This window comes from Klenkia sp. AC732, from assembly GCF_979256525.1.
This window is the reverse complement of the sequence record NZ_CEEDOS010000002.1, coordinates 11,428-37,681: the sequence shown is the minus strand read 5'-3', so window position 1 is coordinate 37,681 and position 26,254 is coordinate 11,428. Positions and strand designations below refer to the sequence as shown.

General features: G+C 72.7%; 29 protein-coding genes. 13 read left to right on the top strand and 16 right to left on the bottom strand.

Annotation, left to right across the window (positions count from 1 at the left end; genetic code table 11):
• Positions 1-3: 3 nt before the first annotated feature.
• Positions 4-1,107: an alpha/beta fold hydrolase gene (locus AC0IVP_RS01150; protein ID WP_471753987.1), complete on the bottom strand. Its 1,104-nt coding sequence runs from the start codon at positions 1,105-1,107 to the stop codon at positions 4-6.
• Positions 1,108-1,221: 114 nt separating this feature from the next.
• Between AC0IVP_RS01150 and AC0IVP_RS01145 the strand changes: the two genes are divergently transcribed.
• Positions 1,222-2,076 carry a hypothetical protein gene (locus tag AC0IVP_RS01145; RefSeq protein ID WP_471753985.1) on the top strand — a complete coding sequence of 285 codons (855 nt, stop codon included), beginning with the start codon at positions 1,222-1,224 and terminating at the stop codon, positions 2,074-2,076.
• Between the two features lie 6 nt (positions 2,077-2,082).
• Here AC0IVP_RS01145 and dapC read toward each other — a convergent pair whose 3' ends face one another.
• Positions 2,083-3,183, bottom strand: coding sequence for a succinyldiaminopimelate transaminase (gene dapC, locus AC0IVP_RS01140; protein ID WP_471753983.1), 1,101 nt, complete (start codon positions 3,181-3,183; stop codon positions 2,083-2,085).
• Entirely contained in the window at positions 3,180-3,500 is a 321-nt protein-coding gene (fdxA, locus tag AC0IVP_RS01135) for a ferredoxin (protein WP_055759918.1), read from the bottom strand. Before fdxA ends, dapC begins: the two co-directional genes overlap by 4 nt.
• 135 nt (positions 3,501-3,635) lie before the next feature.
• Between fdxA and AC0IVP_RS01130 the strand changes: the two genes are divergently transcribed.
• Positions 3,636-4,412 (top strand): GNAT family N-acetyltransferase, encoded by a 777-nt coding sequence (locus AC0IVP_RS01130; RefSeq protein ID WP_471753981.1) that lies wholly within the window; start codon positions 3,636-3,638, stop codon positions 4,410-4,412.
• Here the strand turns inward: AC0IVP_RS01130 and AC0IVP_RS01125 are convergent.
• The 7 genes from AC0IVP_RS01125 to AC0IVP_RS01095 all read right to left on the bottom strand — a co-directional run bounded on the left by AC0IVP_RS01125 (position 4,348) and on the right by AC0IVP_RS01095 (position 11,784).
• A complete protein-coding gene (locus tag AC0IVP_RS01125; RefSeq protein WP_471753979.1) occupies positions 4,348-4,770 on the bottom strand; it encodes a hypothetical protein in 423 nt (140 codons plus the stop codon). The genes AC0IVP_RS01130 and AC0IVP_RS01125 overlap by 65 nt on opposite strands.
• Entirely contained in the window at positions 4,767-5,657 is an 891-nt protein-coding gene (mshB, locus tag AC0IVP_RS01120; RefSeq protein ID WP_471753977.1) for an N-acetyl-1-D-myo-inositol-2-amino-2-deoxy-alpha-D-glucopyranoside deacetylase, read from the bottom strand. The genes AC0IVP_RS01125 and mshB overlap by 4 nt, the downstream gene beginning before the upstream one ends.
• A gap of 22 nt (positions 5,658-5,679) precedes the next feature.
• Positions 5,680-6,708: an ABC transporter ATP-binding protein gene (locus tag AC0IVP_RS01115; protein ID WP_056292725.1), complete on the bottom strand. Its 1,029-nt coding sequence runs from the start codon at positions 6,706-6,708 to the stop codon at positions 5,680-5,682.
• Positions 6,705-7,907: an ABC transporter ATP-binding protein gene (locus AC0IVP_RS01110; RefSeq protein WP_471753975.1), complete on the bottom strand. Its 1,203-nt coding sequence runs from the start codon at positions 7,905-7,907 to the stop codon at positions 6,705-6,707. Before AC0IVP_RS01110 ends, AC0IVP_RS01115 begins: the two co-directional genes overlap by 4 nt.
• 11 nt (positions 7,908-7,918) lie before the next feature.
• Complete coding sequence (locus tag AC0IVP_RS01105) at positions 7,919-8,875, bottom strand: ABC transporter permease (protein ID WP_471753973.1); 957 nt, start codon at positions 8,873-8,875, stop codon at positions 7,919-7,921.
• A gap of 20 nt (positions 8,876-8,895) precedes the next feature.
• Positions 8,896-9,885 carry an ABC transporter permease gene (locus AC0IVP_RS01100; RefSeq protein WP_056292729.1) on the bottom strand — a complete coding sequence of 330 codons (990 nt, stop codon included), beginning with the start codon at positions 9,883-9,885 and terminating at the stop codon, positions 8,896-8,898.
• Positions 9,886-10,065: 180 nt separating this feature from the next.
• Positions 10,066-11,784, bottom strand: a complete 1,719-nt coding sequence (locus AC0IVP_RS01095; protein WP_471753971.1) for an ABC transporter family substrate-binding protein — start codon at positions 11,782-11,784, stop codon at positions 10,066-10,068.
• 437 nt (positions 11,785-12,221) lie between these two features.
• Between AC0IVP_RS01095 and AC0IVP_RS01090 the strand changes: the two genes are divergently transcribed.
• The gene (locus tag AC0IVP_RS01090; RefSeq protein ID WP_056292734.1) at positions 12,222-12,392 is read left to right on the top strand and encodes a CsbD family protein; all 171 of its coding nucleotides are present in this window, start codon (positions 12,222-12,224) and stop codon (positions 12,390-12,392) included.
• 74 nt (positions 12,393-12,466) lie between these two features.
• On the opposite strand, the gene AC0IVP_RS01085 is transcribed toward AC0IVP_RS01090, so the two are convergent.
• A complete protein-coding gene (locus AC0IVP_RS01085) occupies positions 12,467-13,228 on the bottom strand; it encodes a (deoxy)nucleoside triphosphate pyrophosphohydrolase (protein ID WP_471753969.1) in 762 nt (253 codons plus the stop codon).
• A 26-nt stretch (positions 13,229-13,254) separates the two neighbouring features.
• Between AC0IVP_RS01085 and AC0IVP_RS01080 the strand changes: the two genes are divergently transcribed.
• The 6 genes from AC0IVP_RS01080 to AC0IVP_RS01055 all read left to right on the top strand — a co-directional run bounded on the left by AC0IVP_RS01080 (position 13,255) and on the right by AC0IVP_RS01055 (position 17,298).
• Positions 13,255-13,737, top strand: a complete 483-nt coding sequence (locus AC0IVP_RS01080; RefSeq protein ID WP_056292739.1) for an RrF2 family transcriptional regulator — start codon at positions 13,255-13,257, stop codon at positions 13,735-13,737.
• A 13-nt stretch (positions 13,738-13,750) separates the two neighbouring features.
• On the top strand, positions 13,751-14,287 hold the full coding sequence (gene cysC, locus AC0IVP_RS01075; RefSeq protein WP_471753967.1) for an adenylyl-sulfate kinase: 537 nt from the start codon (positions 13,751-13,753) through the stop codon (positions 14,285-14,287).
• A gap of 162 nt (positions 14,288-14,449) precedes the next feature.
• Complete coding sequence (locus tag AC0IVP_RS01070) at positions 14,450-16,108, top strand: nitrite/sulfite reductase (protein WP_056292744.1); 1,659 nt, start codon at positions 14,450-14,452, stop codon at positions 16,106-16,108.
• Positions 16,096-16,266, top strand: coding sequence for a hypothetical protein (locus AC0IVP_RS01065; RefSeq protein ID WP_471753965.1), 171 nt, complete (start codon positions 16,096-16,098; stop codon positions 16,264-16,266). The genes AC0IVP_RS01070 and AC0IVP_RS01065 overlap by 13 nt, the downstream gene beginning before the upstream one ends.
• Positions 16,263-16,976 carry a phosphoadenylyl-sulfate reductase gene (locus AC0IVP_RS01060; RefSeq protein WP_471753963.1) on the top strand — a complete coding sequence of 238 codons (714 nt, stop codon included), beginning with the start codon at positions 16,263-16,265 and terminating at the stop codon, positions 16,974-16,976. Before AC0IVP_RS01065 ends, AC0IVP_RS01060 begins: the two co-directional genes overlap by 4 nt.
• A gap of 16 nt (positions 16,977-16,992) precedes the next feature.
• On the top strand, positions 16,993-17,298 hold the full coding sequence (locus AC0IVP_RS01055; protein WP_471753961.1) for a 4a-hydroxytetrahydrobiopterin dehydratase: 306 nt from the start codon (positions 16,993-16,995) through the stop codon (positions 17,296-17,298).
• Positions 17,299-17,313: 15 nt separating this feature from the next.
• On the opposite strand, the gene AC0IVP_RS01050 is transcribed toward AC0IVP_RS01055, so the two are convergent.
• The 3 genes from AC0IVP_RS01050 to AC0IVP_RS01040 all read right to left on the bottom strand — a co-directional run bounded on the left by AC0IVP_RS01050 (position 17,314) and on the right by AC0IVP_RS01040 (position 20,625).
• Positions 17,314-19,242: a PhoX family protein gene (locus AC0IVP_RS01050; RefSeq protein ID WP_056292753.1), complete on the bottom strand. Its 1,929-nt coding sequence runs from the start codon at positions 19,240-19,242 to the stop codon at positions 17,314-17,316.
• 133 nt (positions 19,243-19,375) lie between these two features.
• On the bottom strand, positions 19,376-19,771 hold the full coding sequence (locus tag AC0IVP_RS01045) for a DUF3037 domain-containing protein (RefSeq protein WP_056292756.1): 396 nt from the start codon (positions 19,769-19,771) through the stop codon (positions 19,376-19,378).
• Entirely contained in the window at positions 19,768-20,625 is an 858-nt protein-coding gene (locus AC0IVP_RS01040; RefSeq protein WP_056292758.1) for a HipA family kinase, read from the bottom strand. The genes AC0IVP_RS01045 and AC0IVP_RS01040 overlap by 4 nt, the downstream gene beginning before the upstream one ends.
• 37 nt (positions 20,626-20,662) lie before the next feature.
• On the opposite strand from AC0IVP_RS01040, the gene AC0IVP_RS01035 reads away from it, so the two are divergent.
• Positions 20,663-21,196, top strand: coding sequence for a DUF1990 family protein (locus AC0IVP_RS01035; protein WP_471753959.1), 534 nt, complete (start codon positions 20,663-20,665; stop codon positions 21,194-21,196).
• A 9-nt stretch (positions 21,197-21,205) separates the two neighbouring features.
• Here the strand turns inward: AC0IVP_RS01035 and AC0IVP_RS01030 are convergent, their stop codons facing one another.
• Positions 21,206-21,910 carry an FAD-binding oxidoreductase gene (locus AC0IVP_RS01030; protein WP_235564658.1) on the bottom strand — a complete coding sequence of 235 codons (705 nt, stop codon included), beginning with the start codon at positions 21,908-21,910 and terminating at the stop codon, positions 21,206-21,208.
• A complete protein-coding gene (locus AC0IVP_RS01025; protein WP_056292762.1) occupies positions 21,903-22,514 on the bottom strand; it encodes a sulfite oxidase-like oxidoreductase in 612 nt (203 codons plus the stop codon). Before AC0IVP_RS01025 ends, AC0IVP_RS01030 begins: the two co-directional genes overlap by 8 nt.
• A gap of 164 nt (positions 22,515-22,678) precedes the next feature.
• On the opposite strand from AC0IVP_RS01025, the gene AC0IVP_RS01020 reads away from it, so the two are divergent.
• Genes AC0IVP_RS01020 through AC0IVP_RS01010 form a run of 3 tightly spaced genes read left to right on the top strand, consistent with a single transcriptional unit; the run spans position 22,679 to position 26,131 of the window.
• Positions 22,679-23,416: a succinate dehydrogenase cytochrome b subunit gene (locus AC0IVP_RS01020; RefSeq protein ID WP_235564660.1), complete on the top strand. Its 738-nt coding sequence runs from the start codon at positions 22,679-22,681 to the stop codon at positions 23,414-23,416.
• Between the two features lie 13 nt (positions 23,417-23,429).
• Positions 23,430-25,376 carry a fumarate reductase/succinate dehydrogenase flavoprotein subunit gene (locus AC0IVP_RS01015; RefSeq protein WP_200938799.1) on the top strand — a complete coding sequence of 649 codons (1,947 nt, stop codon included), beginning with the start codon at positions 23,430-23,432 and terminating at the stop codon, positions 25,374-25,376.
• Positions 25,376-26,131 carry a succinate dehydrogenase/fumarate reductase iron-sulfur subunit gene (locus AC0IVP_RS01010; RefSeq protein ID WP_056294648.1) on the top strand — a complete coding sequence of 252 codons (756 nt, stop codon included), beginning with the start codon at positions 25,376-25,378 and terminating at the stop codon, positions 26,129-26,131. Before AC0IVP_RS01015 ends, AC0IVP_RS01010 begins: the two co-directional genes overlap by 1 nt.
• Positions 26,132-26,254: the final 123 nt, after the last annotated feature.

Here is a 26,254-nt window from a genome sequence, read left to right as displayed (position 1 = left end):
GACTCAGGTGAGCCCGGCCGGTTCGGCGGCCGGGGCGTCCAGGTGCTCCAGCAGCGCGGCGACGAACTCCTGCGGGCGCTCGACGTGCGGTGCGTGCCCGACGTCGGGCAGCACGACCTCCCGGTAGGAGCCGCCGCTGGCGGCGTAGCGGTCCAGCACGGCGCGGGTCTGGGACACCATCGGCTGGGCCGGGAACGCCTCGGCGCCCGGCCAGCCGGGCACCGCGCCGAGCTGGCCCAGGAACGCCAGGTCGAAGGCGGAGGTGTCGCTGACGACCTGGTCGGCGTCCCCCCGCACCCACAGCACCGGCGGCTTGACCGCGAGCTCGGTGATGCCCGAGACGTCGAGCACCGTGGGCGCCATCGTGTTCAGCACCCCGCGGCCGCCGGGTGCCGCACCGGGCCAGGCGTCGGTGGGGGTCGCGTCGCCCGGGTAGTGGTCCGGGCCCGTCCGGGTGGTGAGCATCGAGGTGACGAAGACGTCCTCGAGCGCCGGGTCCAGCGGCAGGCTGCCCGGCGCGACGTAGAAGGTGCGCAGGATCGAGCGCGGGCTGGTCGGTGCGTCGGCGGTGCGGTCCCCGGCGGCCAGGGCGGCGACGAAGTCCGGGTTGGCGGCCCCGCCGCCGGAGCCGGTGCCGTCCTCGTGCACCCGCTGCCCCTCCAGGCCCGTCGTGCCGCCGAAGCCGTAGGGCGACACCGGCGCGACCAGCGCCACCGAGGCGACCCGTCCGGGTGCGTCGACCAGGTGCTGCAGGACGACGCCACCGCCCATGCTCCAGCCCACCAGGTGCACCCGCTCCAGTCCCAGCTCCTCCACCAGCGCGGCCAGGTCCTCGGACCAGTCACGCACCCCGCGGGTGGCATCCACCGGCTCGGGATCGGTGCCGCCGTAGCCGCGCAGGTCGACCGCCAGCACCCGGCGCCCGGCCTCGTGCAGCGCCAGCAGCGGCTGCTGCCAGAACAGCGACGAGCTGACGTTGCCGTGCACGAGGAGCACGGCCTCGCCACCGGCCCGTGGGTCGACGCCCTCGGCGTGCAGCACCTGCTGGGTCAGCCGTGGGGTCTCGACCAGCGTGGCGGCGACGCCGGGCAGCAGTCCGTCGGTCATCGTGGCGCGTCCTGTCCGTGGGTGTGGTGCGGGGCGGCGGGTGTGGTCGGGGACACCGTAGCCAGCCCGGCCGGGTCCCGGGTCCCTCCCGTGCGCCGACCTACCCTGAGCGGGATGACCAGCGCACGGGCCCGCCCCCGACCGGCCCGCAAGTGCCGCAGCACCGGCCGGATGGCCGGGCTGTGGGCCCCGCTGGTGGTCGTGCTCGTCGCCGTCGTCGGGCTGGCCTGGGACACCGACAGCCAGGGGGTCCCGGCCGTGTCCGGACGCTGCACGATCGCCGACTCCGCACTCACCACGACCACCGAGGTCGCCGCCAACGCCGCCACCATCGCCGCCGTCGCCCGGTCCCGGGGCCTGCCCGAACGGGCCACCGTGATCGCCCTGGCCACCGCGCAGCAGGAGTCCCGGATCCGGAACCTGGCCTACGGCGACCGCGACTCCCTCGGGCTCTTCCAGCAGCGGCCCTCGCAGGGCTGGGGCACCGAGGCCGAGGTGCAGGACCCGGTCTACTCGACCGGGGAGTTCCTCGACGGCCTGGTCGAGGTGGACGGCTGGGAGACCGGCCGGCTCACCGAGGTGGCCCAGGCGGTCCAGCGCTCCGGCTTCCCCGAGGCCTACCAGCAGCACGAGGAGATGGCCCAGACGCTCGCCGCTGCCCTGCTGTCGACGTCCCCGGCGCGGTTGTCGTGCACCTTCAGCCCCCCTGACGCCGCCGGGCCGGTCGACGACCGCGCGGCTGCCGTCGCCGACGTCGTCGCCCGCGAGGCCGGGACGCCGAGCGTGCAGCCCGGAGGCGTCGTCTCGGTCGGCGCGGCAGGCTGGCCGGAGGCGACCTGGGCGGTCGCGCACGCCGAGCGGCTGCAGCTCACCCAGGTCCGCATCGCCGACTGGACCTGGACGCCGGGAGACGGCTGGGCGCAGACCGGTGAGGACGCCGGCTCGCTGCTGCTGCAGCTCGCCGTCTGAGACCGCTCAGGCGGTGAGGCGCTCCACCGCGGCGTCGACCCGCTCGTCGGTGGCGGTCAGTGCCATCCGGACGTGCCGCTCCCCCGCAGGGCCGTAGAACGCACCGGGCGCCACGACGATCCCGAGGCCGGCGAGCCGGTCGACGGTCGCCCAGCAGTCCTCGTCGCGGGTGACCCACAGGTACAGCCCGGCCTCGGAGTGGTCCACCCGGTAGCCGGCCGCGGTCACGGCGGCGCGCAGCCGGTCGCGGCGGGCGCCGTAGCGGGACCGGGCCAGCTCGACGTGCGCGTCGTCGGCCAGCGCCGCGGCCATCGCGGCCTGCACGGGGGTGGGCACCAGCAGGCCCAGGTGCCGACGGACCTCCCAGGCCCGCTGTACCAGGGCCGGGTCGCCGGACAGCAGCCCCGCCCGGTAGCCCGCCGCGGTGGACTGCTTGGACAGCGAGTGCACGGCCAGCAGGCCCTCGTGGGAGTCCCCCGCGATCGCGGGGTGCAGCACCGAGCGCGGCTGCACGTCCCAGCCCAGCTCGACGTAGCACTCGTCGGCGACGACGGGCACGCCACGCTCGCGGCCCCAGGCCACCCAGGCGCGCAGCTGGTGGTCGGTGAGCACCCGGCCGTGCGGGTTGCCCGGGGAGTTCAGCCAGACCAGCACCGGGTCGGCGACGTCCTCGGGCGGGGTGTCGCTGCGCAGCACGTCCAACCCGGCGACGACCGCGCCGACCTCGTAGGTCGGGTAGGCCACCTCGGGGATGACGACGGTGCCGCGGCCGGCCAGCCCGAGCAGCGTGGGCAGCAGCGCCACCAGCTCCTTGGAACCGACCGTCGGGACCACCGACGGCACGGCACCGAGCGGGTCGGCGAGGGTCACGCCCAGCCGGCGGGACAGCCACCCCGCAGCCGCCGTCCGGACGTCGGCCGTGCCCAGCGCGGTCGGGTAGCCCGACGCGTCACCGGCAGCGGCGAGGGCGTCCCCCAGCAGCGTGGGGGTGGGGTCGACCGGCGTCCCGATGGACAGGTCGACCGTCCCCCCGGGGTGCTTGGCCGCCCGCGCACGGGCCGGCCGGAGCGAGTCCCAGGGGAAGTCCGGCAGCGACCGGGCGGTCACTCCCCCTGCGGCGGCAGGGCCGCCACGAGCGGGTGGTCCTTGGCGATCTTGCCGGTCTTGGCCGCACCGCCGGGGCTGCCCAGGTCGGAGAAGAACTCCACGTTGGCGTTGTAGAAGTCCTTCCACTTGTCCGGGACGTCGTCCTCGTAGTAGATGGCCTCGACCGGGCAGACCGGCTCGCACGCACCGCAGTCGACGCACTCGTCGGGGTGGATGTAGAGCATCCGGTCGCCCTCGTAGATGCAGTCCACCGGACACTCGTCGATGCACGCCTTGTCGAGGACGTCGACGCAGGCCTGGGTGATGACGTAGGTCACGGGTGTTCCTCCGGGGGTACGACCAGAGAGTTCTAGGGTCGGGACCAGTATGGCGCGGTCCGGCGCGGCGCGGAGGTCAGGGTCGCCTCACCCCGCCCCGTCGGGGGCAGCCCGGCGCGGGCAGGAGGAGGACCGGTGGGACAACGACGCAGTCCGCTCGACGTCGTCGAGCTGGAACACCTGGCCGCACGGGGTTGGCGCGGCACCGAGACCGAGGCGCTGGGCGGGTGGTTGCTGCGCGCCGGCGGCGGCGGCTTCACCCGCCGGGCACACTCCGCGCTGGCCACCGGTGACCCCGGCCTCCCGCTCACCGACGCCGTCGCCGTCGTCACCGACTGGTACGCCCGGCGTGCTCTCCCCGCCGTCGTCGCACTGCCCGGTCGGCAGGCCCGCCCCGCCGACGCGGCGCTGGCGGCCGCCGGCTGGGGCCCGCCGGAGGCCGAGACCGTCGTGCTGACCGTCCCGCTGGAGGACGAGGAGCCCGGGCCCGGGGTCCCGGCGTCGCTGGCCCCCCGGCCCGACGACGCCTGGCTGGCGGCCGCCCGCCGGGCCGGTGAGCCGTTGCCCGCCGACGCCGCAGCGGTGTTGACCCACGCCGACCGGCTGGCCTTCGCCTCGGTCCGGGACGACGAGGGCACGGTCGTCGGGGTGGCCCGTGGGGTGCTCGTCGAGGACTGGCTCGGCATCGCCACCGTCGGCGTGGACCCCGCCGCCCGCCGCGGCGGCCTGGCCACCGCGCTCACCCGGGCGCTGCAGTCCTGGGCGGTCGACGAGGGCGCCCGGTGGTGCCACCTGCAGGTGCTGGCCGACAACGCACCGGCGCGGGCGCTCTACCGCCGGCTGGGCTTCATCGAGCACCACCGCTACCACTACCGGCAGGCACCGGCGCCGGTCGCGGGACCGGTCGGCTGAGCACCCGCCCGACCGAGAACGACCCGGCCAGCACCCCGACCAGCAGGAAGCCCAGCCCCACCAGCTGAGCGGCCGTGGTCTGACCGGTGATCAGCAGGTCCCCCTCGGACCGCCGCACCGAGGCACCGATCGCCACCACCACCCAGACCAGCACCGGCAGCAGCGCCACCACCCGGGACCCCGAGTGCCGGTGCACCCAGGCCGGCAGCAGCAGGTTGCCGACCGCTGCCACCAGCAGCGAGAGCGGGACCGGCACCGGCCCCACCCGCAGCGGCAGCCAGAACACCTCGACCGCCGCCAGCCAGGCGGCGGCCAGGACCGCGAGGACCGCCCAGCCCACCAGCCGCAGTGCGCTCACAGGCCGGCGAACAGGTCGGTCTCCCAGCCGTGCTCCCCCTGCCCGGGGCCGCGCTCGCCGCGGACGAGCTGGTAGTACTCGGTCACCAGCACCTCCTGGCCCAGGTTGTTGCTCAGCGCGTAGAAGTCACCGTCCAGCGTGAGCTGGGTGGCGTGTGCGCGCATGGCCGCGGTCTTCTGCGCCCGGTACGCCGCGCCGTCCAGCTCGCAGGTCACGTCGGTGTCCTCGGCGGCGAAGGGGATCTCCCGGGCGTCGGTGACGCCGTCGTAGTCCGCGTCGGCGGCGGCGAGGGCGTCCATGCCGCGCTGCAGCACCGACACCGGGACGACGGTCCAGTACACCTTCGCGACGGCGTGCGCCGTCCCCAGGTCGGGGCGGTAGCCGGGATCGGCGGCCGCGTCGACGGCGGCCATCGCGACCCGGTGGGCCTGCACGTGGTCGGGGTGGCCGTAGCCACCGTGCTCGTCGTAGCCGACGACGACCTGCGGACGCACCTCGCGCAGCACGGCGACCGCGGCGGCGGTGGCCTCGTCGGGGTCGGCGTTCCAGAACGCCCGCGGGTGGTCGTTGGCCGCGGTGCCGACCATGCCGGAGTCCCGCCACCGGCCGGTGCCGCCGAGGAACCGGTGGTCGGTCACGCCCAGGGCCGCCATGGCCGCGGCCAGCTCGCCGATCCGGTACCCGCCCAGCTGGTCGGCCTGGTCGGCGGCCAGCCCGGCGAGCTCGGGCACCAGCACCTCGCCCTCCTCCCCCAGCGTGCAGGTGAGCAGGGTGACGTGCGCTCCCTCGGCGACGTAGCGGGCCATCGTGGCGCCGTTGTTGATGGCCTCGTCGTCGGGGTGGGCGTGCACCAGCAGCAGGCTGCGGTCGGCGGGGTCCAGGGTCACGACCCCATGATCCCCGACCGGCTCACAGGACCTTGGCGACCTCGGCGTAGTGGCAGGCGCTCTGGTGGCCGACCCCGCGGTCCTCCAGCAGCGGCTCCACCGTCATGCACTTCTCCCGGCGGGTGTCGTCGAGCTCGTTGGCGAACTTCTGGCACCGGGTGCGGAACCGGCAGCCCGAGGGCGGGTTGGCCGGGCTGGGCACGTCGCCGGTGATGATGATCCGCTGCCGGCTGCGCTCGAGCCGCGGGTCGGGCAGCGGGATCGCCGACAGCAGGGCCTGGGTGTAGGGGTGGGTGGGCCGCTCGAAGAGGTCGTCCCGGTCGGCCACCTCGATGATCTTGCCCAGGTACATGACGGCGACCCGGTCGGAGATGTGCCGGACCACCGACAGGTCGTGGGCGATGAACAGGTAGGACAGGCCCAGCCGGTCCTTGAGGTCCTCGAGCAGGTTGATCACGCCGGCCTGGATCGAGACGTCCAGCGCGGACACCGGCTCGTCGAGCACCAGCACCTTGGGCTCCAGGGCCAGCGCGCGGGCGATGCCGATGCGCTGACGCTGCCCACCGGAGAACTCGGCCGGGTAGCGGTTGGTGTGCTCGGGGTTGAGCCCGACGGTCTCCACGAGGGACCGGACGCGCTCGCGGAGCTCGTCCTCGTCCTTGGTCAGCCCGTGGATGATCAGCGGCTCGGCGACGATGTCGAAGACCGGCAGCCGCGGGTTGAGCGAGGCGTAGGGGTCCTGGAAGACGATCTGGATGTCCCGGCGCAGCGGACGCATCGCCTTGCGGTCCAGGCCGACGATCTCCCGGCCCTGGAAGACCACGGAGCCCGCGGTGGCCGGCTGCAGGTTGAGGATCGCCCGGCCGGTCGTGGACTTGCCGCACCCGGACTCCCCGACCAGACCCAGGACCTCGCCCGGGTAGAGGTCCAGGTCCAGCCCGTCGACGGCCCGGACGGCGCCCACGGTGCGCTTGAGCAGCCCCCCGCCCTTGATCGGGAAGTGCTTCTCCAGCCCGCGCACGGACAGGATGGGCTCACGGGTGGCGGTCATCGACGGTCTCCGTCCTGGGGCACGGCAGGGGTCTGGGTCTGGTCCGCGACCTCGGCCGAGTGGTCGGCGGGCACCTCGCTGCCGAGCACCGCGTCGTCCGCGGTCTCGTCGAAGATGCGGGCGGCCTCGCCGTGGGCGCGGGCCACCTCCTCGATGCGGATGCAGGCCGCGGTGTGCCCGCCGCCGACGTCGAAGCGCTCGGGCTCGGCGACGTCGCACTCGGCGACGTGCAGCGGGCACCGCGGGGCGAACGGGCACCCCGGCGGCATGTTGACCACCGAGGGCGGGGACCCCTTGATCGGGGTGAGGCGCTGCTTGGTGGAGGCGTCCAGGCGGGGCAGCGAGCCGAGCAGGCCCAGCGTGTAGGGCATCCGCGGCTCGTAGTAGATGTCCTCGACCGAGCCGACCTCGACCGGGCGGCCGGCGTACATGACCAGCACGCGGTCGGCGATGCCGGCGACGACGCCGAGGTCGTGGGTGATGAGGACCATGGCGGCACCGGTCTCGGCCAGCGCCGTCTGCAGCACCTCGAGGATCTGGGCCTGCACGGTGACGTCGAGGGCCGTCGTCGGCTCGTCGGCGATGATCACGTCGGGCTGGTTGGCCATCGCGATGGCGATGACGACGCGCTGGCGCATGCCGCCGGAGAACTCGTGCGGGTAGGACCGCACCCGCTCCCGGGCGTTGGGGATGCCGACGAGCTCGAGCAGGTCACCGGCCCGGGCCTGGGCGGCCTTGGAGGACAGGCCCTTGTCGTGCGAGCGCAGCGTCTCCTCGATCTGGAAGCCCACCCGGTAGACGGGGTCCAGCGAGGTCATCGGGTCCTGGAAGATCATCGACACGCCCTTGCCGCGGACCCGCGACATGGTGCGGTCGCTCTGCCCGAGCAGCTCCTGGCCGCGGTACTTGACCGAGCCGGTCACCCGGGCGGAGCCGGGCAGCAGGCCCATGACGGCCAGCGAGGTGACCGACTTGCCCGAACCGGACTCCCCCACGATGCCCAGCACCTCACCGGAGCGCAGCGAGTAGTCCACGCCGCGGACGGCGTGCACCAGCCCGTCCTCGGTGGGGAACCGGACGTTGAGGTCGGAGACGGTCAGCAGCGGGGCCGAGGCGTCGAAGCCGGGCAGGCTGGTGGCGCGGGTGCCGCCCTGGGACAGCCCCCCGCTGGAGGTCGAGGACGAGACTGCAGTGGACAACGTGTCCTCCCTCAGGACCGCACGCGGCGGTTGCTCGGGTCGAAGGCGTCCCGGATCCCGTCGCCGATCAGGTTGATTGACAGCACGATGACCAGCAGGGTCACGCCCGGGAAGTAGAAGAGCCAGGGCCGGGTGGTGGTGGCCTGGACCCCGTCGGAGACCAGGCGGCCCAGCGAGGTCTGGTTGGCCCCGTTGACGCCGAACCCCAGGTAGGTCAGCGACGCCTCCAGGATGATCGCCGTGGCCGCGGCCAGCGTCGTCCAGACGATCAGGGACCCCAGCGCGTTCGGGATCAGGTGCTTGAAGATGATCCGGCTGTTGGAGGCGCCCAGGGCGTGCGCCGCCTCGACGTACTCCTTCTCGCGCAACGAGAGGAACTGGCTGCGCACGATGCGGGCCAGGTCCAGCCAGCCGAACAGACCCAGGATGATGCCGACGCCCAGCGGCGTGCGGCTGGAGGGGAAGTTGCTGGCGACGACGATGAGGACGACCAGCAGCGGCACGGTGAGGATGAGGTCGACCAGGCGCATCAGCACGCTGTCGACCCACCGGCCGAAGTAGCCGGCGAGGGCGCCGACGAGCAGGCCCAGCGGCAGGGCGATGACGACGAAGAGCAGCACGATGAACAGCGAGCGCTGCACGCCCTGCATCATCCCGGCCAGCAGGTCGCGCCCGATGGCGTCGCTGCCCAGCGGGTAGCCCTGCACCCCGGGCGCCACCGACTGGGCGTTGCGGTCCTGGGTCGCGTAGTCGGTGCCGTAGAGCAGCGGGCCGAGGAAGCCGAAGGCCAGCAGCAGGACGAAGACGACCAGTCCGCTCATCCCCACCTTGTTGCGGGTGAAGCGGCGGACGATCTGCTGCCGCTGGCTGCGGGCCTGGACGGTGAACTCGCGCTCGACCCCGCCGCCGGAGGGCGATCCGGGCTCGGCCGGGAGGGCCGCCTCGGCGGCGGCCTGGGTGGTGGCCATGGGAGCTTCTCCTCTGCCGGTCAGGCGAGTCGGATGCGCGGGTCGAGGACCGCGTAGAGGACGTCGGCGACGAGGTTGAACACCACGACGAACACGGCGCTGATGAGCAGCCAGCCGAGCACGACGTTGATGTCGTTCTGACCGATGCCGTTCTGCAGCAGGTACTCGCCCATGCCGTGCCAGACGAAGACCTGCTCGGTGATGACGGCGCCGCCGAAGAGCGTGCCGATGCCCAGCGCGACGACCGTGGTGAGCGGGATCAGCGCGTTCCGCAGGCCGTGCTTCATGACGGTGCGGCGGTAGGTGAGGCCCTTGGCGCGGGCCAGGCGCATGTAGTCCGAGCCGAGCACGTCGAGCATCGCCGAGCGCTGGAACCGGCTCCACGCGGCGAAGGACAGCAGCGCGAGGCTGACGGTGGGCAGCACCAGGTGGCCGATGCGGTCCGACCAGAGCTCCCAACCGCTGGCGTACAGCGAGAGTCCCGGGGTCTCCTCGCCGATCGTGTAGAGCACCTGCCGTCCGAAGAGGTCGTTCACACCCCCGGCGACGAACTCCTTGAGGATCGCGGCGAACCAGAACGTCGGCAGCGCGATCAGCACGTAGGCCAGGAAGGTGAAGGCGTAGTCCGAGGGCTTGTACTGCCGGACGGCGCCGATCACACCGACCAGGACCGCCAGCACGACGGCGATGACGATGGCCAGCACGATCATCCGGCCGGTGATGAGCAGCCGGCCGGGCAGCTGGTCGGCGACGGCGGTGCCACCGATCGTGTCCCCGAAGTCACCGCGGACGACCCCGGTGAGCCAGTCCCAGTAACGGATGAAGAACGGGTCGTTGAGACCCAGCTGCTCGCGCACGCCGTCGAGGAACTCCGGTGTCGGCGCAGGACGCAGCTGCCGGTACCGGGACAGCGGGTCGAAGCTCGCCGCGCAGAGGGCGAAGACCAGGAACGAGCTGGCGAGCAACACGAGGACGGACGCCAGGATCCGTCGGATCGTGAAGAAGAACATGCGGGGACCTTACGCCGAGAGCGGAAGTCGTCCTGTCGGAGCGACCAGTCCAGCGGGGTGGTGAGGAGGCAGGTCGAGCCCGGGCGCAGCACGGCCCCCGGGGGTGAGCCCCCGGGGGCCGTGACTGCGGTTCGGTGTGGTGCGGTGAGGGCCCTGGACCGAGGTCAGCGGGCCCTCAGGTCACTGGCTGACGGCCCAGGTCTCGGAGTTCCAGAGCGGCCCGGCCTGCGAGGAGTTGTCCTCGACGCCGGTGATGGTGCTCTGGTAGGCGATGACGGTGGGCTTCTGGAACAGCGGCAGCGTGGCCATCTGGGCCCACAGCGCCGTGTCCACCTGGTTGGCCAGGTCGGCGGCCGCGTCCGGGTCGGGCTCGGAGACCATCTGGCTCAGCAGGTCGTCGATCTCCGGGGTGCCGATCCGGGAGTAGTTCTGGCCCAGGCCGTTCTCCGGGGAGTAGTAGATCGACTGGTTCGAGGAGACGAACGGCGTCGACACCCAGGCGAAGAGCGCGGCCTGGAAGCCACCGGCCTCCAGGGAGGTCGGCTTGTCCGCACCGGCGAAGATGTCCGGGTTGGCGTTGAACGTGGCCTCGATGCCGGCCTCGGCCAGCTGCGGGATCATGACCTCGATGGTGGTCTGACGCAGCGGGTTGTTGGCGGTGGTGTCGATCTGGATGGCCAGTCGCTGGCCGCCCTTGGCGTAGATGCCGTCGGACCCGGCGACCCAGCCGTCGCCCTCGAGCAGCGCGCGGGCCTGGTCGACGTTCTGCTCCTTGTACTCCTCAGGGGCGTTGTCGACGTACTCGGGCTGGTTGTTGACGTACAGGCGGTTGTCCAGGACCTGGGCGTCGGAGGAGAACTGGCCGACGGTCTGGTCGACGATCTCCTGCCGGTCCAGCGCCATCGCGAACGCCTGGCGCACCGGCAGCGAGCTCAGCAGCGGGTCCGAGGTGTTGAAGTCCACGTGCTCGAAGGACAGACCGAAGGTGATCTGGTTCTCCACGTTGGGGGCCAGGCCGTCGAGCTGGTCGATCAGGTCGAGCTGCGGCTGGGGGTAGACGACCCCGAGCTCACCGTTGGACAGGCCCTGGACGGTCGTCGTCGGGTCGTTGCCGATGTTCTGGATGATCAGCTGCGCCAGCTCGGCCGGCTCGCCCCACCACTCGGGGTTCGGCGTCAGCACCACGATCTGGCTGCCGACGTCGATGTTCTCGCGCTTGACCTGGAAGGGCCCCGCGGAGATGTCGTCGATGACGCCCTCGGCGATCGGGAAGCCGTTGGTGATGGTGTCGCAGAGGGCCGTCGGGTCCTCGCTGTCCATCAGGTGGGCCGGCAGGAAGGTGCTGAACAGCGACTGCCAGTCCGAGTACGGCTCGGCGTAGGTCACGGTGACGGTCTTGTTGTCGTCCCCGCTGCCCTCGACCGAGGCGATGTTCGCGTAGCCGTTCGTGGACAGCACCGAGGCGCAGCCACCGTCGGCCGGGTCCGCGCTGCGGTTGGCCTTCCAGGTGAAGGCGAAGTCGTCGGCGGTGATCGGGGTGCCGTCGCTCCACACCGCGTCGGGGTTGATCTCGTAGGTGTTGACCTGGGAGCCCGAGCCGGAGTCCAGCGTGGGCTCGGAGGCCAGGACGTTCTCGTCCCAGGCCACGGAGAAGTCCGCCGCGACGTTGTACGCGCTGGGCAGCACCCGCCCGATGATGGTCTGGGTGGCGGTGCTGTTACCGGCGGCGATGAACGGGTAGATGTTCTCCGGGAAGGCGGTGGGCTCTCCGAAGACGACGCGCCCGGTCCCGGTCTCGCCGTCACCCCCACCACTGCTGCTGCTGCCGCCGCCACACGCGGTCAAGGCCATCGCGCCGGCGACGCCGGTCGCGATGAGCATCGCGCTGCGCTTGCTCAACTTCACGTTGTATTGCCTCCCTCGACCCGCACCTGCGGGGGGACTGACCTGGTCTGCCGCCCTGGGCGCGAGCGACCGGGCGGGCTGGGTACGAGCTCCGGCGAGCCTGGCAGACCGCTGGCCGGCCGGGCTCGTCCCGCTGGACCTTAGGCACCCCCCTGGGGACCGTCCACGACCGTCACCGATTTGTGACCTGGGCTCACGACCTGCCTCACAGCGGGCCTCACGCCTGCAACCATGGGGCAACACAGGCGTCACAGCAGGACTTCTTCCGGTGGTACCCCGCCTACACGAGAAGCTCTTCAGGGGACGGCGTGTCGCGGGTCGGCCAGCGACCCGGCGGGGACTGCCAGCTGATCCACAGGTGGGCAGATGTGTGACCCGACCGGTCCCGGGTAGCCACGACAACGACAGTCCGCCGAGGTGAGGAGCCCGTCATGAGCGCCATGGACAAGATCAAGAACAAGGCCGAAGAGCTGATCGGGCAGGGCAAGGAGGCCGCGGGCGACGCGACCGACAACCGCGACCTCAAGGCCGAGGGCCAGGCCGACCAGGCCAGCGGCAACGCCAAGCAGGCCGGCGAGAAGGTCAAGGACGTCTTCAAGTAGGCCGTCCCGCCCTCGAGAGCGCCGTCCCGGACACCGGGGCGGCGCTCTCGCGCGTCCCGGCCCCGGTCGGCAGCTCAGCCCAGCCGGGCCAGGAGGTCCCGGACCGCGGGCAGCAGCGGCCGATCGGCCGGGATCCAGTCCAGGGCCTCGAGGTCCTCGGCGGGGACCCACCGCAGCTCGGTGTGCTCGTGGTCGACCGGCTCACCCTCGGCGACCCGGCCCCACCACACCCGCAGGGACGACGCCCCCGGCGCCCCGCCCGCGACGACGCCGTCCAAGGGCACCTCACCGAGGAACGCCTGCGGGGCGACCTGCACCCCCAGCTCCTCCTGGCACTCGCGCACGAGCGCGGCCAGCTCGTCCTCGCCGCGCTCGACCTTGCCGCCGGGGAACTCCCACAACCCGGCCAGGGGTCCCGACCCCCGCTGCGCGACCAGCACCCGGTCGTGGTCGACGAGCGCGGCGCCGACCACCTGGACGACGTCCTCGGCGCGCCGGGCGGCCGCCGCGGCGTAGAGGTCCTGGTGTGCCTGCATCGCGGCGACGACGTGCCGGCGGACCACGGTCTGGTCCAGCAGCCGACCGGGCGGTCCGGGCACCCTGTTGCGCCAGTCCAGCTGCTCCTCGACCAGGGTGCCGGCCCCGGTGGGGTGGAACGACCGGGTGTGGGTCACCGAGGCGAGCAGCCCACCGGAGCCGCGGTACACGTCAGACCACGGCCGGACGCTGTCCACCTCGGTCAACGACCACGGCCACGGGCGCCCGAGGGTGCGGGCGACGTCGAACGCCACGGTCAGCGGCGCCTCCACCAGCGTGGTGAATCGCAGCCGGTACACGGCCCCACCTTCCCAGACCGGGCAGGATGGGGTCCGTGCGCATCTCTGCCCGGGTCGACTACGCGGTGCGGGCAGCTCTCGAGCTGGCCGCCGCGAGCCCCGACGCCCTCACCTGTGACCGCATCGCCCAGTCCCAGGGCATCCCGTCGCGGTTCCTGCAGGCCATCCTCGGGGACCTCCAGCACGCCCGCCTGGTGACCAGCCAGCGTGGCCGGGACGGCGGTTACCGGCTGGCGCTGCCCGCGTCGGAGGTGTCGATCGCCCGGGTCATGCGCGTCGAACAGGGCTTCCTGGCCGAGGTGCACGGCCAGCGGCCCGAGGACTCCTCCTACCCCGGTGTCGCCCAGGACCTGACCAGCGTGTGGGTCGCCGCCCGCGACTCCTACCGCCGGGTGCTCGAGCAGGTCACCCTCGCCGACGTCGTGGCGGGGAAGCTGCCGCCGGCGGTGGCCGAGCTCGCCGAGGTGGAGAGCGCCTGGCGGTCCTTCGGCGCCGTCCCGGTCGACTGACAGGATCCACGCCATGAGTGGTGTCGCCGTCCTCCTCACCGGGCTCTCGGGCGCCGGGAAGTCCACCGTCGCCGACGCCCTGGTGGCCGGCCTGACCGCCGAGGGCACCCCGGTGACCGTGCTCGACGGGGACGTCGTCCGCACGCACCTGTCCAGCGAGCTGGGCTTCAGCCGAGCCGACCGGGACCTCAACATCCGCCGGATCGGCTGGGTGGCCGGGGAGGTGGTCAGGCACGGCGGCACCGTCGTCATCGCCGCGATCGCGCCCTTCGACGAGGCCCGCGAGCAGGCCCGGGCCCTGGTGGAGGCGCACGGCCGCTTCGTGCTGGTGCACCTGTCCACGCCGCTGGAGGTCTGCGAGGCCCGCGACGTGAAGGGGCTCTACGCCAGGGCGCGCAGCGGGGAGATCCCCACCTTCACCGGCGTCAGCGACCCCTACGAGGAGCCGGTGCGCGCAGAGCTGCGGGTGGACACCTCGGTGACCCCGCTGGACGACGCGGTCGCGCAGGTCAGGGCCGCCATGGCCGGTGTGGGAGACTCGCGGGTGTGACCGACTGCGGAGCGCTCCTCGTCGCGCGCCTGCACGTCGACCTGGGCCGCGTCACCAGCGCCGCCTGTCGCCCTGCCTCCTGAGCAGCAGCGCACCCCTCTCCCCCGCAGCAGCGCCGGCGCCACCGCACCGCGGTCGCGCGCGCACCCCTGGAGCCCCGACGTGTCGACACCCACCCGCACCAGCCGCACCCCGCAGAAGGGGCAGGGCCAGTGGGCCCTGGGCTACCGCGAGCCGCTGAACCCCAACGAGCGGATGAAGAAGGACTCCGACGGCCTGGAGGTCCGGCAGCGGATCATCGACGTCTACTCCAAGGGCGGGTTCGACTCCATCGACCCCGGCGACCTGCGCGGCCGGATGCGCTGGATGGGCCTCTACACCCAGCGCGCCCAGGGCATCCCCGGCGGCAAGACCGCCGTGCTGGAGCCCGAGGAGCTCGAGGACCACTACTTCATGCTGCGGGTGCGCATCGACGGCGGACAGCTGTCGGCCGAGCAGCTGCGCGTGGTCGCCGGCATCTCGGTGGAGTTCGGCCGCGGCGTCGCCGACGTCACCGACCGGCAGAACGTGCAGCTGCACTGGATCCGCATCGAGGACGTCCCCACGATCTGGGAGCGGCTGGAGGCCGTCGGGCTGTCCACCACCGAGGCCTGCGGCGACACCCCCCGCGTGGTGCTGGGCTGCCCGCTGGCCGGCGTGCTGGACGACGAACTGCTCGACGCCACCGACGTGATCGCCGAGACGGTGGAGAAGTACGTCGGTGACCCGCAGTTCTCCAACCTGCCGCGCAAGTTCAAGTCCTCGGTGTCGGGATGCACGCACCACTGCACCAACCACGAGATCAACGACGTCGCCTTCGTCGGCGTGCGCAACGCCGCGGGCGAGGCCGGCTACGACCTGTGGGTCGGTGGTGGGCTGTCCACCAACCCGATGTTCGCCCAGCGGCTGGGCGTCTTCGTCCGGCCCGACCAGGTCTCCGACGTGTGGGCCGGGGTCTGCGCGGTGTTCCGCGACTACGGCTACCGGCGCTCGCGCACCCACGCTCGGATCAAGTTCCTGATCGCCGACTGGGGCACCGAGAAGTTCCGCCAGGTGCTGCAGGACGAGTACCTGCACGAGACGCTCCCCGACGGCCCGGCTCCCGAGCGCCCCGCCACCGACCAGCGCGACCACGTCGGCGTCCAGCGCCAGCGCGACGGTCTCAACGCCGTGGGGTTCGCCCTGCACACCGGCCGGATCGGCGGGGAGCTGCTGAGCACCGTCGCCGACCTCGCCGAGGAGCACGGCCAGGGCCGCATCCGGACGACGGCGGACCAGAAGCTCGTCGTCCTCGACGTCCCCGACGACCGGGTGGAGGACCTCGTCGCGGCGCTGGCCGAGCACGACCTGCAGGTCCGGCCCAGCGTGTTCCGCCGGCAGACGATGGCCTGCACCGGCATCGAGTTCTGCAAGCTGGCGATCGTGGAGACCAAGGGCCGCGCCCGTGAGCTGACCGAGGAGCTGGAGCGCCGGCTGCCCGGCTTCGACGAACCCGTCACCATCAACGTCAACGGCTGCCCGAACTCCTGCGCCCGGTTCCAGACCGCCGACATCGGCTTCAAGGGGATGGTCGTCGGAGGTGAGGAGGGCTTCCAGGTCCACCTCGGCGGGCACCTGGGCTTCGAGTCCTCCATCGGCCGCAAGCTGCGCGGGCACAAGGTCGCCGCCACCGACACCGCCGACTACGTCGAGCGGGTGCTGCGCGGCTACCTCGAGCACCGCGAGGAGGGCGAGCGCTTCGCCGCCTACGCCACCCGCGCGGACGAGGAGTGGCTCCGCTGACCGCCCCGGGAAGAACGCGCCGGCTGCCGCCGTTCTACTGCCCGTACTGCGGCGAGGAGACCCTCCGGCCGCGGGAGACCGAGGACGAGTGGCACTGCGGGTCCTGCCTGCGGACCTTCGCCCTGCGCACCACCGGGACAGGAGTGCAGCGACCGTGAGCGCAACGCTGGTGGAACCGACGCCCGAGCTGGCCGCCGAGGCCGACGCCCGCTTCGAGGGCATCGCCGACCCGGTCGAGCAGGCCCTCGCCGTGCTGCGCTGGGCCGGGGAGACCTTCGGCGACTCCTTCGCGATCACCTCCTCGATGGCCGACGGGCTGCTGGCCCACCTCGCGTCCCGGGCGCACCCCGGTGTGCAGGTCGTCTTCCTGGAGACCGGCTACCACTTCGCCGAGACCATCGGCACCCGCGACTGGATCGCCTCGGTGATGGACGTCCGGGTGCTGTCGGTGACCGCGGAGGAGACCGTCGCCGAGCAGGACGCCGAGTTCGGTCCCGCCCTGCACGACCGCGACCCCGACCTGTGCTGCGCGATGCGCAAGGTGCAGCCGCTGGCCCGCACGCTGACCGGCTTCGACGCCTGGGGCTCCGGCGTCCGGCGCGACGAGGCCGACACCCGTCGCGGCACCAAGGTGGTCGACTGGGACGCCAAGCGCGGCATGGTCAAGGTCAACCCGCTGGCGGCGTGGACCCAGGACGACGTCGACGGCTACGTCGCGGCGCACGGCGTCCCGGTGAACCCGCTGGTGGACATCGGCTACGCCTCGATCGGCTGCGCCCCGTGCACCCGACCCGTCGCCCCCGGCGAGGACCCCCGGGCCGGCCGCTGGGCCGGGCGCAACAAGGTGGAGTGCGGACTCCACACCTGAGTGCCAGGGTGTCGTCATGACGCGCCCGCAGGCCCTGCCCGCCGACGAGGTCGCCACCGCGGTGGCCGAGCTGACCCACTGGGACGGCGATGCCCAGGGCATCTACCGGCGGGTGGACCTGCCCTCCTTCCGCGCTGCCGTCGACGCCGTGGTGGCCATCGCCGACATCGCGGAGGAGATGGACCACCACCCCGACCTGGACCTGCGCTACGACTCGCTGCGCATCGCCGTGGTCACGCACTCGGCCGGCGGGGTCACCGAACTGGACGTCGAGCTGGCCCGCCGGGTCGACGGGCTCTTCCCCGCCGACCCGGCTGCGTGACCCCGCCGGGTCCGGTCAGGCCCGCCGGATGGCGACCACCGAGGACCGCGGGACCGAGCTGCCGCCGTCGGGCCAGTTGCTGGTCGGGGCCGCGAGGGTGCCGCCCTCCCCCGGGTGCTGGACCGAGGCGAACATCGTGGTCTCGGTCGCGTTGAAGAACACCCCGGTCATCTCCGAGCCGTAGACCCCGCCGAAGACCTGCTGGGTCCGGCCGCGCTCGGGGCCGGTGACGGTCAGCCCGAGGACGGCGTCGTTCATGGTGCCCAGCACCCCGGGCGCCCCGTCGGTGGCGATCCACAGCTGACCGAGGGAGTCCACCGCCAGGTTGTCCGGACAGGCCAGCTCGCTGACCTGATCGGGGCTGAAGGTCCCGTACCGGGCCTCGGGGGTGGTGCGGTCACCGGCCAGCAGCAGGATGTTCCAGGCGAACCGGGTGGCCGCGGCGTCCTTGCCGTCCTCGACGAGCTCGATGACGTGGCCGGCGGCGTTGGCCGAGCGCGGGTTGGCCGCGTCCTCCTGGGCCTCGGTGCGCCGGGTGTTGTTGGTCAGCGCGATGTACACGCTGCCGGTGACCGGGTTGGGCTCGATGTCCTCGGGCCGGTCCATCGGGGTGGCGCCCAGCAGCGTGGCCGCCTGCCGGGTGTGGAGCAGCACGTCGGCCTGGGTGGCGAAGCCGTTGGCCGCGGTCAGCGGGCCCTGTCCGGCCACCAGCGGCAGCCACTCCCCCGACCCGTCGGCGGCGAAGCGCGCCACGTACAGCGTGCCGGAGTCCAGCAGGTCGGCGTTGCGCCGGTCGTTGCGGTTGACCCGGTCCCGGGTGACGAACTTGTAGACGAACTCGAAGCGGGAGTCGTCCCCGGAGTAGACCGCCCAGCGGCCGTCCGCGGTCGTCGTCCCGGCCGCCGCCTCGTGCTTGAACCGGCCCATCGCGGTGCGCTTCTTGGGCGTCGCCCGCGGGTCGTACGGGTCGATCTCGACGATCCAGCCGAAGCGGTTGGGCTCGTTGGGCTCCTGGGCCAGGTCGAAGCGAGGGTAGAAGCGCTCCCACTTGCGCTCGCTGGCACCGGCGGGGATGCCGAAGCGGGCGTTCGCCTCCTTCGCGCGCGGGTCGGTCACCGCTGCCGCGTTGGCGAAGTACTGGTCGAAGTTCTCCTCCGCGGTGAGCAGCGTGCCCCACGGGGTGACCCCGCCACCGCAGTTGTTCAGCATGCCCAGCACCGCACGCCCCGTGGGGTCCGCCGTGGTCGTGACCCGGGGGTCCCCGGCGACCGGGCCGGTGAGGGTCATCGGGGTGGTCGCGGTGACCCGGAAGTTGTCCCGGTGCGGGACGTGGCGCCAGACGCCGTCCCGGCCCTGCTCGATGCGCACCAGCGTGCCGCCGTGCGCGGCGAGCTCGATGTCGACCTGCTCGCGGGTGGGCGCGGCCGGGTCGTAGCCGCGGAACATCATCCGGCCGTCGGTGTACTCGTGGTTGACCCACAGCAGGCCCTCGGTGCCGCGCTTGGTGCCGTTGTCGTTGCGGCGCTGCGGGAAGTAGGCGGTGTAGTCGGCGTTGAAGCCGAACCGGCGCTGCTGCAGGGCGGCGGTCTGGGTGTCCACGTCGAACGGCGTCCCGCCGGGGAACACGTCGTCGCCCCAGCGGATGACGACGTCGTGGGTGTAGCCGGCCGCCACGACCGGGCTGTCGAAGGGCGCCGGGGCAGGCGGGTCGACCGGGGTGATCGGCAGCCGGAAGGCGTTGTCCCGGCCCACCGGGCCCGGGCGCCCGGCCGGTGGGGACGCCGGGGAGGGCAGGGCGGCGGCGGGGCCGGCGATCCCGGCCACCGCGGCCGCACCGCCGACCACGACGCCGACCCGGAAGAGGTCACGGCGGCTCAGCCGGCGGGCGACCAGCTGCTCGAAGGTGTCGCTGGTCGGGGAGTGCTCGGGGCGGTCGAAGTCCATGGGTGCTCCTCGGGGCGGGGGGCGATGGCTGTCACCCGGTCGGCAGCGACGCTAAGGAGCCCGCACCGCGCAGCGGTGACACACAGCCGTCCCCTGGGTGAACCGGGGACCACCCGCTGTTCACCCCGCTGTGTCAGCGGGGCGGGAGCACCAGCAGGTCCAGCAGCCGGTCGGCCTCCGCGTCCGGGTCCGCCGTCAGGCCGGTGTGCACCGCCGAGGGCTGGACGACGGTGGACCGGGGCGCGGTGAGCCACCGGAACCGGGGGCCCAGGGCCTCGCGACCGGCGGCCCCGGCGTCGGGTGCCGCCGCGCAGACGTCGGCCGCTGCCTGCAGCGCCCAGGCGATGGCCACCGGGTCGGCTGTCGGGTCCAGGGCCCGGAGCCGGTCGGCGTCCAGGTGCACGCGGGAGCCGAGGTAGTCCCGCTGCCGGCAGTAGACGAGCACCGCGGCGTTGAGGCACTCCCCCCGCTCGACCCGCGGCACGACCCGCAGCACGGCGTACTCGAAGGTGTCCAGGCCCCGGCTCACCGCTGGGTGACCCCGGGCGGGGGCGGCGGGCCCAGCCAGCCCGGCCGGTTCTGCCCACGCGGCGCGGCCGGCCGGCCGGCGGAGCCCTCGGCCGCGGCCTGCACCAGCGGGGGCAGCCAGGAGTCCCGGGCGTCGAGCCGGGCCAGCAGCTGGGCGACGTAGCGCTCCCGGGTCGTCCCGGCCGGCTCGTCGGGGTCCGGTCCGCGCAACCAGGCGTCGGGCACCTGGGCGAGGACCCGCTCCAACAGCGGGCGGGTGACCTGCGGTCCCAGCGCCGCGTCGGCCGCCCGGACGTCGGGCCGGGACTCGATCAGCGCGTGCTGCGCGGCGTCGTAGGGCCGGGCCACGGCCGCCGGGGCACCGGGCCAGTGGTGGTGGAAGGTCAGCGCGGCGCCGTGGTCGATCAGCTGCAGGCGGCCGTGCCAGAAGAGCATGTTGGGGTTGCGCCAGGAGCGGTCGACGTTGCCGATGAGCGCGTCGAACCAGAGCACCCGTCCGGCCAGCTCCGGGTCGACGTCCGGGCTGCCGGCGGAGAAGTCGAGCGCTCCGGGCAGGTGGTCCATCCCCAGGTTGGTGCCGGCGGAGTGCCGCAGCAGCTCCTGCACCTCCTGGTCGGGCTCCCCCACGGCCAGCTCCGGGGCGACCTCGACGGTGACCAGTGCGGGGACCGGCAGCGACAGCGCGCGGGCCAGCTCGCCGCAGACCACCTCGGCGGCCAACACCGGGACGCCCTGGCCGGCCGAGCGCCACTTGACCACGTAGGTGCCCAGGTCGTCGGCCTCCATGAGGCCGGGCAGGGACCCGCCCTCGCGCAGCGGGAGGACGTAGCGGGTGGCGGTGACGGAGGCGAGCACAGTGCGCTGGACGGTACCGGCGCACAGACTCGGGGGCGTGCCCCCGGACCTCGCCGCGCTCGCCGACGCCCCCTTCACCTACCCCGAGGTCGGGGCCACCCGGGACGGCTCGGTGCCGGACGGCGTGCACGTGGTCCGGCGGGAGGCGGTGGTGGGCTCCGGGCGGGCCGCGTTCGACCGCGCGGTCGCGGCCGTCTTCGACTGGGCGCCCCAGCGCCACGCCGGCCTGCGGGTGCACGCCTCGGGGCCGGCCAGCGAGGTCGGCGCGGTGGTCTCGATGGCCGCCGGGTTCCCACCACTGGGCCTGCGCATCCCCTGCCGGGTGGTCTGGTCCCGCACCGAGGGCGACCAGCAGGGCTACGCCTACGGCACCCTGCCCGGACACCCGGAGAGCGGCGAGGAGTCGTTCCTGGTGACGCTGCGACCCGACGGGGACGTCGTCTTCGCGATGGTGGCGTTCTCCCGGCTGGCCACCCGGGCCGCCCGGCTGGGCGGCCCGGTCAGCCGGCTGGCGCAGTCGGTCGCGCTGACCCGCTACACCGGCGCCGTCCGCCGGGCCGCCCGGGGCTGAGCCACCGGGTCAGCCGGGGGTGCCGCTGGGCCCGAAGCGCTCCACCCGCACGGCGGAGGGGGCGAACCCGAGCCCGACCAGCAGCTGGCTCGCCGACTCGGCGAACCCGGTCGAACCGCAGACGAACGCCGTCTGGCCCTCCTCCCACAGCGGGAGCAGGTCCATCGCGGTGAGCCGGGCGGCCGGGCGGATGCCGTGCGCCTCCCGGGTGGTCACCACCAGCGCTCCCGCCGCGACCAGCTCGTCGGCGTAGGGCAGCTCGGCCAGCGTGCGTGCCGAGACGGCCACCCGCAGCAGGTCCTCCCGGCCGATCGCCCGGGCGTGCCGGACCATCGCCACCAGGGGGACGACCCCGGTGCCCCCGCCGACCAGCAGCGCGGGGGTCTCGCCGTCCCAGGCGAACCAGCCGCCGATGGGACCGCGCACCTCGAAGACGTCACCCGGCTCGGCGACGTCGGCGAGGTAGGTGGACACCTCGCCGTCCTCGAGCCGCTCGACGAAGAGCTCCACCAACGGGTCCGAGGGCGCCGAGGCCACCGAGTAGGAACGCTGGGCGGTGTAGCCGTCCGGCGCGGTCAGGCGCAGCACGTAGTGCTGGCCTGGCAGGTGGTCCACCCGGTCCACGACGTCCAGCCGCAGCGCCACCGCCCGGGCGATCGGCCGGGTGAGCCCGGCGACCGTCGCCGTCGTCCAGGACGTGACCGGGTCAGTCACCCTGGTACCGCTGCTGACGCCACGGGTCGCCCCGGTCGTGGTAGCCGTTGCGCTCCCAGAAGCCCTGCTGGTCCCGCTCGAGGACGTCGAGCTTGGTCACCCACTTCGCGCTCTTCCAGAAGTAGAGGTGCGGCACCAGCAGCCGGACGGGGCCGCCGTGCTCGATGGACAGCGGCTGCCCGTCGAACTCCCAGACCAGCCACGCCTTGCCACCGGTGAGGTCCTCGATGGGCAGGTTGGTCGTGTAGCCCGACTTCGAGGTGGCCATCACGAAGCGGCCCTCCTCGGTCGGCCGCGCGACGTCCCACAGCGCGTCCAGGGACACCCCGGCGAACCGGGTGTCGAACTTGGACCAGGTGGTGACGCAGTGGATGTCGCCGCGGTACTCGCTGCCGGGCAGGGCGTGCACGCCGTCCCAGTCCCAGGTCGTCGGGCTCTCGACCTGGCCGGCGACTGTGATGGACCAGGTCTCCGGGCTGATCCGGGGCGTGGGCTCCGCGGTCAGCACGGGCCAGTCCGCACCGACGTCGTACTGGCCGGGGGGCAGCCGCGGGTCGCGGGGCTGCCGGCTGCGGCCGAGAAAGCCGCGGGTGGTGGGTGGCACGGTGCTCCCCTGTCTGGTCGGGTGTGGAGACCGGTGTGTACCGGTCCCTGGTGCGGGGAACACGGAGCGGGTCCCGCCCGTTCCCCGGTGAGGCTCCCCTTACATGAGCCGTGTCACGCGGCGTTCACATGGGTCTCACCTGTGCATGGTCGTACCGTGGGTCCGTGGCGACAGTGACGACGCAGCAGGCAGGGCAGTCGGCGGGGGCGAACCCCGGTCCGAAGCGGGATCCGAAGACCGGGCGGTTCGGCTCGTCGGTCTTCAAGAAGGCCGTCATGGCGGTCACCGGCATCATCTTCGTGCTGTACCTCATCGCGCACATGGTGGGGAACCTGAAGGCGTTCGCCGGTGCCGAGACGTTCAACGCCTACTCCGAGTTCCTCCGCGACCTCGGTGAGCCGGTCGTCCCGCGCCTGACGGTGCTGACGATCATCCGCATCGTCCTGCTGGTCGCGGTGGCCGCGCACATCTGGGCCGCGTTCTCGCTGTGGCGCCAGGCCAAGCGCGCCCGGCCGATCGGCTACGTCACCAAGAAGCGGGTCCAGCAGAGCTACGCCTCGCGGACCATGCGCTGGGGCGGCGTCATCCTGATCCTCTTCATCATCTGGCACATCCTGGACCTCACCCTCGGTGCGGTGAACCCGGCCGGCCGCGACTCGCTGCCCTACGGGCGCCTGGTCGAGGGCTTCCAGAACCCGATCGTGACGGTCTGGTACCTCCTGGCCCTGCTCGCCCTGGGCTTCCACATCCGGCACGGCGTCTGGAGCGCGACCCAGACGCTGGGCCACAGCAACAAGCGACGCGAGCGGGCACTGAACGTGTTCGCGACCGCTTTCGCAGTGGTGCTGATCGGCGGGTACATGCTCATCCCGCTGTCCGTCACCTTCGGCATCATCGACTGAGAGGGACGAAGACATGGCACTGGAGCTGTACTTCGACGGCGACCCCATCGCCGACACCAAGGCCCCCCGCGACGTCCCCATCGGGGAGCGGTGGAGCGAGCGGAAGTTCCGCGGCAAGCTGGTGAACCCGGCCAACCGCCGCAAGATGTCGATCATCGTGGTGGGCACCGGCCTGGCCGGTGGCGCCGCCGCCGCGACCCTGGCCGAGGCCGGCTACCGGGTGAAGTCCTTCTGGTTCCAGGACAGCCCGCGCCGCGCCCACTCGATCGCAGCGCAGGGCGGCATCAACGCCGCCAAGAACTACCGCAACGACGGCGACAGCGTGCACCGCCTCTTCTACGACACGGTCAAGGGCGGGGACTTCCGCTCGCGGGAGGACAACGTCCACCGCCTGGCCGAGGTCAGCACCCAGATCATCGACCAGTGCGTGGCCCAGGGCGTGCCCTTCGCCCGCGAGTACGGCGGCCTGCTGGACAACCGGTCCTTCGGTGGCGCCCAGGTCTCGCGCACCTTCTACGCCCGCGGCCAGACGGGTCAGCAGCTGCTGATCGGCGCCTACCAGGCCTTCGAGCGCCAGGTCGCCGCCGGCAACATCGAGACCCACTCGCGCACCGAGATGCTCGACCTGGTCGTCGTGGACGGCAAGGCCCGCGGGATCGTCGTCCGTGACCTGGTCAACGGCGAGGTCACCACCCACCTGGCCGACGCGGTCGTGCTGGGCACCGGTGGCTACTCCAACGTCTACTACCTGTCCACGAACGCCAAGGGCTCCAACACCACGGCGATCTGGCGGGCGCACAAGCGGGGCGCGTACTTCGCCAACCCCTGCTACACCCAGATCCACCCCACCTGCATCCCGGTCTCCGGCGACTACCAGTCGAAGCTGACCCTGATGAGCGAGTCGCTGCGCAACGACGGCCGCGTGTGGGTGCCCAAGGAGCGCGGCGACAGCCGTCGTCCCCAGGACATCCCCGAGGACGAGCGGGACTACTACCTGGAGCGCAAGTACCCCGCGTTCGGGAACCTGGTCCCCCGCGACATCGCCTCCCGCCAGGCCAAGAACGTCTGCGACGAGGGCCGCGGCGTGGGCCCGGGTGGCCTGGGTGTCTACCTGGACTTCGCCGAGGCGATCGAGCGGCTGGGCCGCAAGGCCGTCGAGGCCAAGTACGGCAACCTCTTCGACATGTACGCCCGGATCACCGGCGAGGACCCGTACGCGGCGCCCATGCGGATCTACCCGGCCGTGCACTACACGATGGGCGGTCTGTGGGTCGACTACGACCTCCAGTCGACGATCCCCGGCCTGTTCGTGATCGGTGAGGCCAACTTCTCCGACCACGGCGCCAACCGCCTCGGTGCCAGCGCCCTCATGCAGGGCCTGTCCGACGGCTACTTCGTGCTGCCGAACACGATCACCGACTACCTGTCGGCCGGTCCCTTCGAGAAGGTGCCCGCCGACCACCCGGCGATCGTCGAGGCCGAGGCCGGCGTGCAGGCCCAGGTCGAGAAGTTCCTGTCGATCAACGGCACCCGCACCGTGGCCTCCTTCCACCGCGAGCTCGGCCGTTTGGTCTGGGACTACTGCGGCATGGAGCGCACGGCGGAGAGCCTGCGCAAGGCGCTGGACCGCATCCCGGAGATCCGCAAGGAGTTCTGGACCAACGTCAAGGTCGCCGGCGACGCCAACACCTTCAACCAGAACCTCGAGCACGCGGCCCGGGTCGCCGACTTCATCGAGCTCGCCGAGCTGATGTGCATCGACGCCCTGCACCGCGAGGAGAGCTGCGGCGGGCACTTCCGCGCCGAGAGCCAGACCCCCGAGGGCGAGGCCCTGCGCAACGACGAGGAGTTCGCCTACGTCGCGGCCTGGGGGTGGACCCCCGAGGGGGAGCCCCCGATCCTGCACAAGGAAGCACTCGAGTACGAGTACGTCCACCTCGCACAGCGGAGCTACAAGTGATGAAGCTGACCCTCAGGGTCTGGCGCCAGCCCTCCCCGCAGGTCAAGGGGAAGATGGCCAACTACCACCTCACCGACGTCTCCCCGGACATGTCCTTCCTGGAGATGCTCGACGTCCTCAACGAGCAGCTGATCCTGGAGGGCGAGGACCCCGTCGCCTTCGACCACGACTGTCGCGAGGGCATCTGCGGCAGCTGCGGCCTGATGATCAACGGGATCGCGCACGGCCCGGAGCAGACCACCACCTGCCAGCTGCACATGCGGTCCTTCTCCGACGGCGACACCATCGACATCGAGCCGTGGCGCTCCGGGGGCTTCCCGGTCGTCAAGGACCTCGTCGTCGACCGGTCCGCCTTCGACCGGATCATCTCCGCCGGTGGGTTCATCTCCGCCCCGACCGGGACCGCCCCGGACGCGCACGCCAGCCCGGTGCCCAAGGTCGACGCGGACGCCGCCTTCGACGCGGCCACCTGCATCGGCTGCGGTGCCTGCGTCGCCGCCTGCCCCAACGGCTCGGCGATGCTCTTCACCGCCGCCAAGGTGACCCACCTCGGCCTGCTGCCCCAGGGCCAGCCCGAGCGGGACAGCCGGGTCGTCCGGATGGTCGCCCAGCAGGACGCCGAGGACTTCGGTGGCTGCACCAACATCGGTGAGTGCTCCGCGGTCTGCCCCAAGGGCATCTCGATGGAGACGATCTCCCGGCTGAACCACGACCTGCTCGGCGCCCTGCGCGCCAACGCGGTGCCGACCAGCTGACCTGATCCACCCCGGAAAGGGCGGTCGACCTCCGGGTCGACCGCCCTTTTCCGTCGTCCGGGAGGTCTCACACGACGGATTCCCCATTCGCGGCCGATCGGTGCCACCATGGCGGGGACCGAG

What these genes read in the sequence shown, in the direction of transcription:
- AC0IVP_RS01150 (WP_471753987.1), bottom strand. Translation starts at nt 1,107, where the DNA reads ATGACCGACGGACTGCTGCCCGGCGTCGCCGCCACGCTGGTCGAGACC.
- AC0IVP_RS01145 (WP_471753985.1), top strand. Translation starts at nt 1,222, where the DNA reads ATGACCAGCGCACGGGCCCGCCCCCGACCGGCCCGCAAGTGCCGCAGC.
- AC0IVP_RS01115 (WP_056292725.1), bottom strand. Translation starts at nt 6,708, where the DNA reads ATGACCGCCACCCGTGAGCCCATCCTGTCCGTGCGCGGGCTGGAGAAG.
- AC0IVP_RS01105 (WP_471753973.1), bottom strand. Translation starts at nt 8,875, where the DNA reads ATGGCCACCACCCAGGCCGCCGCCGAGGCGGCCCTCCCGGCCGAGCCC.
- AC0IVP_RS01100 (WP_056292729.1), bottom strand. Translation starts at nt 9,885, where the DNA reads ATGTTCTTCTTCACGATCCGACGGATCCTGGCGTCCGTCCTCGTGTTG.
- AC0IVP_RS01090 (WP_056292734.1), top strand. Translation starts at nt 12,222, where the DNA reads ATGAGCGCCATGGACAAGATCAAGAACAAGGCCGAAGAGCTGATCGGG.
- AC0IVP_RS01080 (WP_056292739.1), top strand. Translation starts at nt 13,255, where the DNA reads ATGGGGTCCGTGCGCATCTCTGCCCGGGTCGACTACGCGGTGCGGGCA.
- cysC (WP_471753967.1), top strand. Translation starts at nt 13,751, where the DNA reads ATGAGTGGTGTCGCCGTCCTCCTCACCGGGCTCTCGGGCGCCGGGAAG.
- AC0IVP_RS01055 (WP_471753961.1), top strand. Translation starts at nt 16,993, where the DNA reads ATGACGCGCCCGCAGGCCCTGCCCGCCGACGAGGTCGCCACCGCGGTG.
- AC0IVP_RS01050 (WP_056292753.1), bottom strand. Translation starts at nt 19,242, where the DNA reads ATGGACTTCGACCGCCCCGAGCACTCCCCGACCAGCGACACCTTCGAG.
- AC0IVP_RS01015 (WP_200938799.1), top strand. Translation starts at nt 23,430, where the DNA reads ATGGCACTGGAGCTGTACTTCGACGGCGACCCCATCGCCGACACCAAG.
- AC0IVP_RS01010 (WP_056294648.1), top strand. Translation starts at nt 25,376, where the DNA reads ATGAAGCTGACCCTCAGGGTCTGGCGCCAGCCCTCCCCGCAGGTCAAG.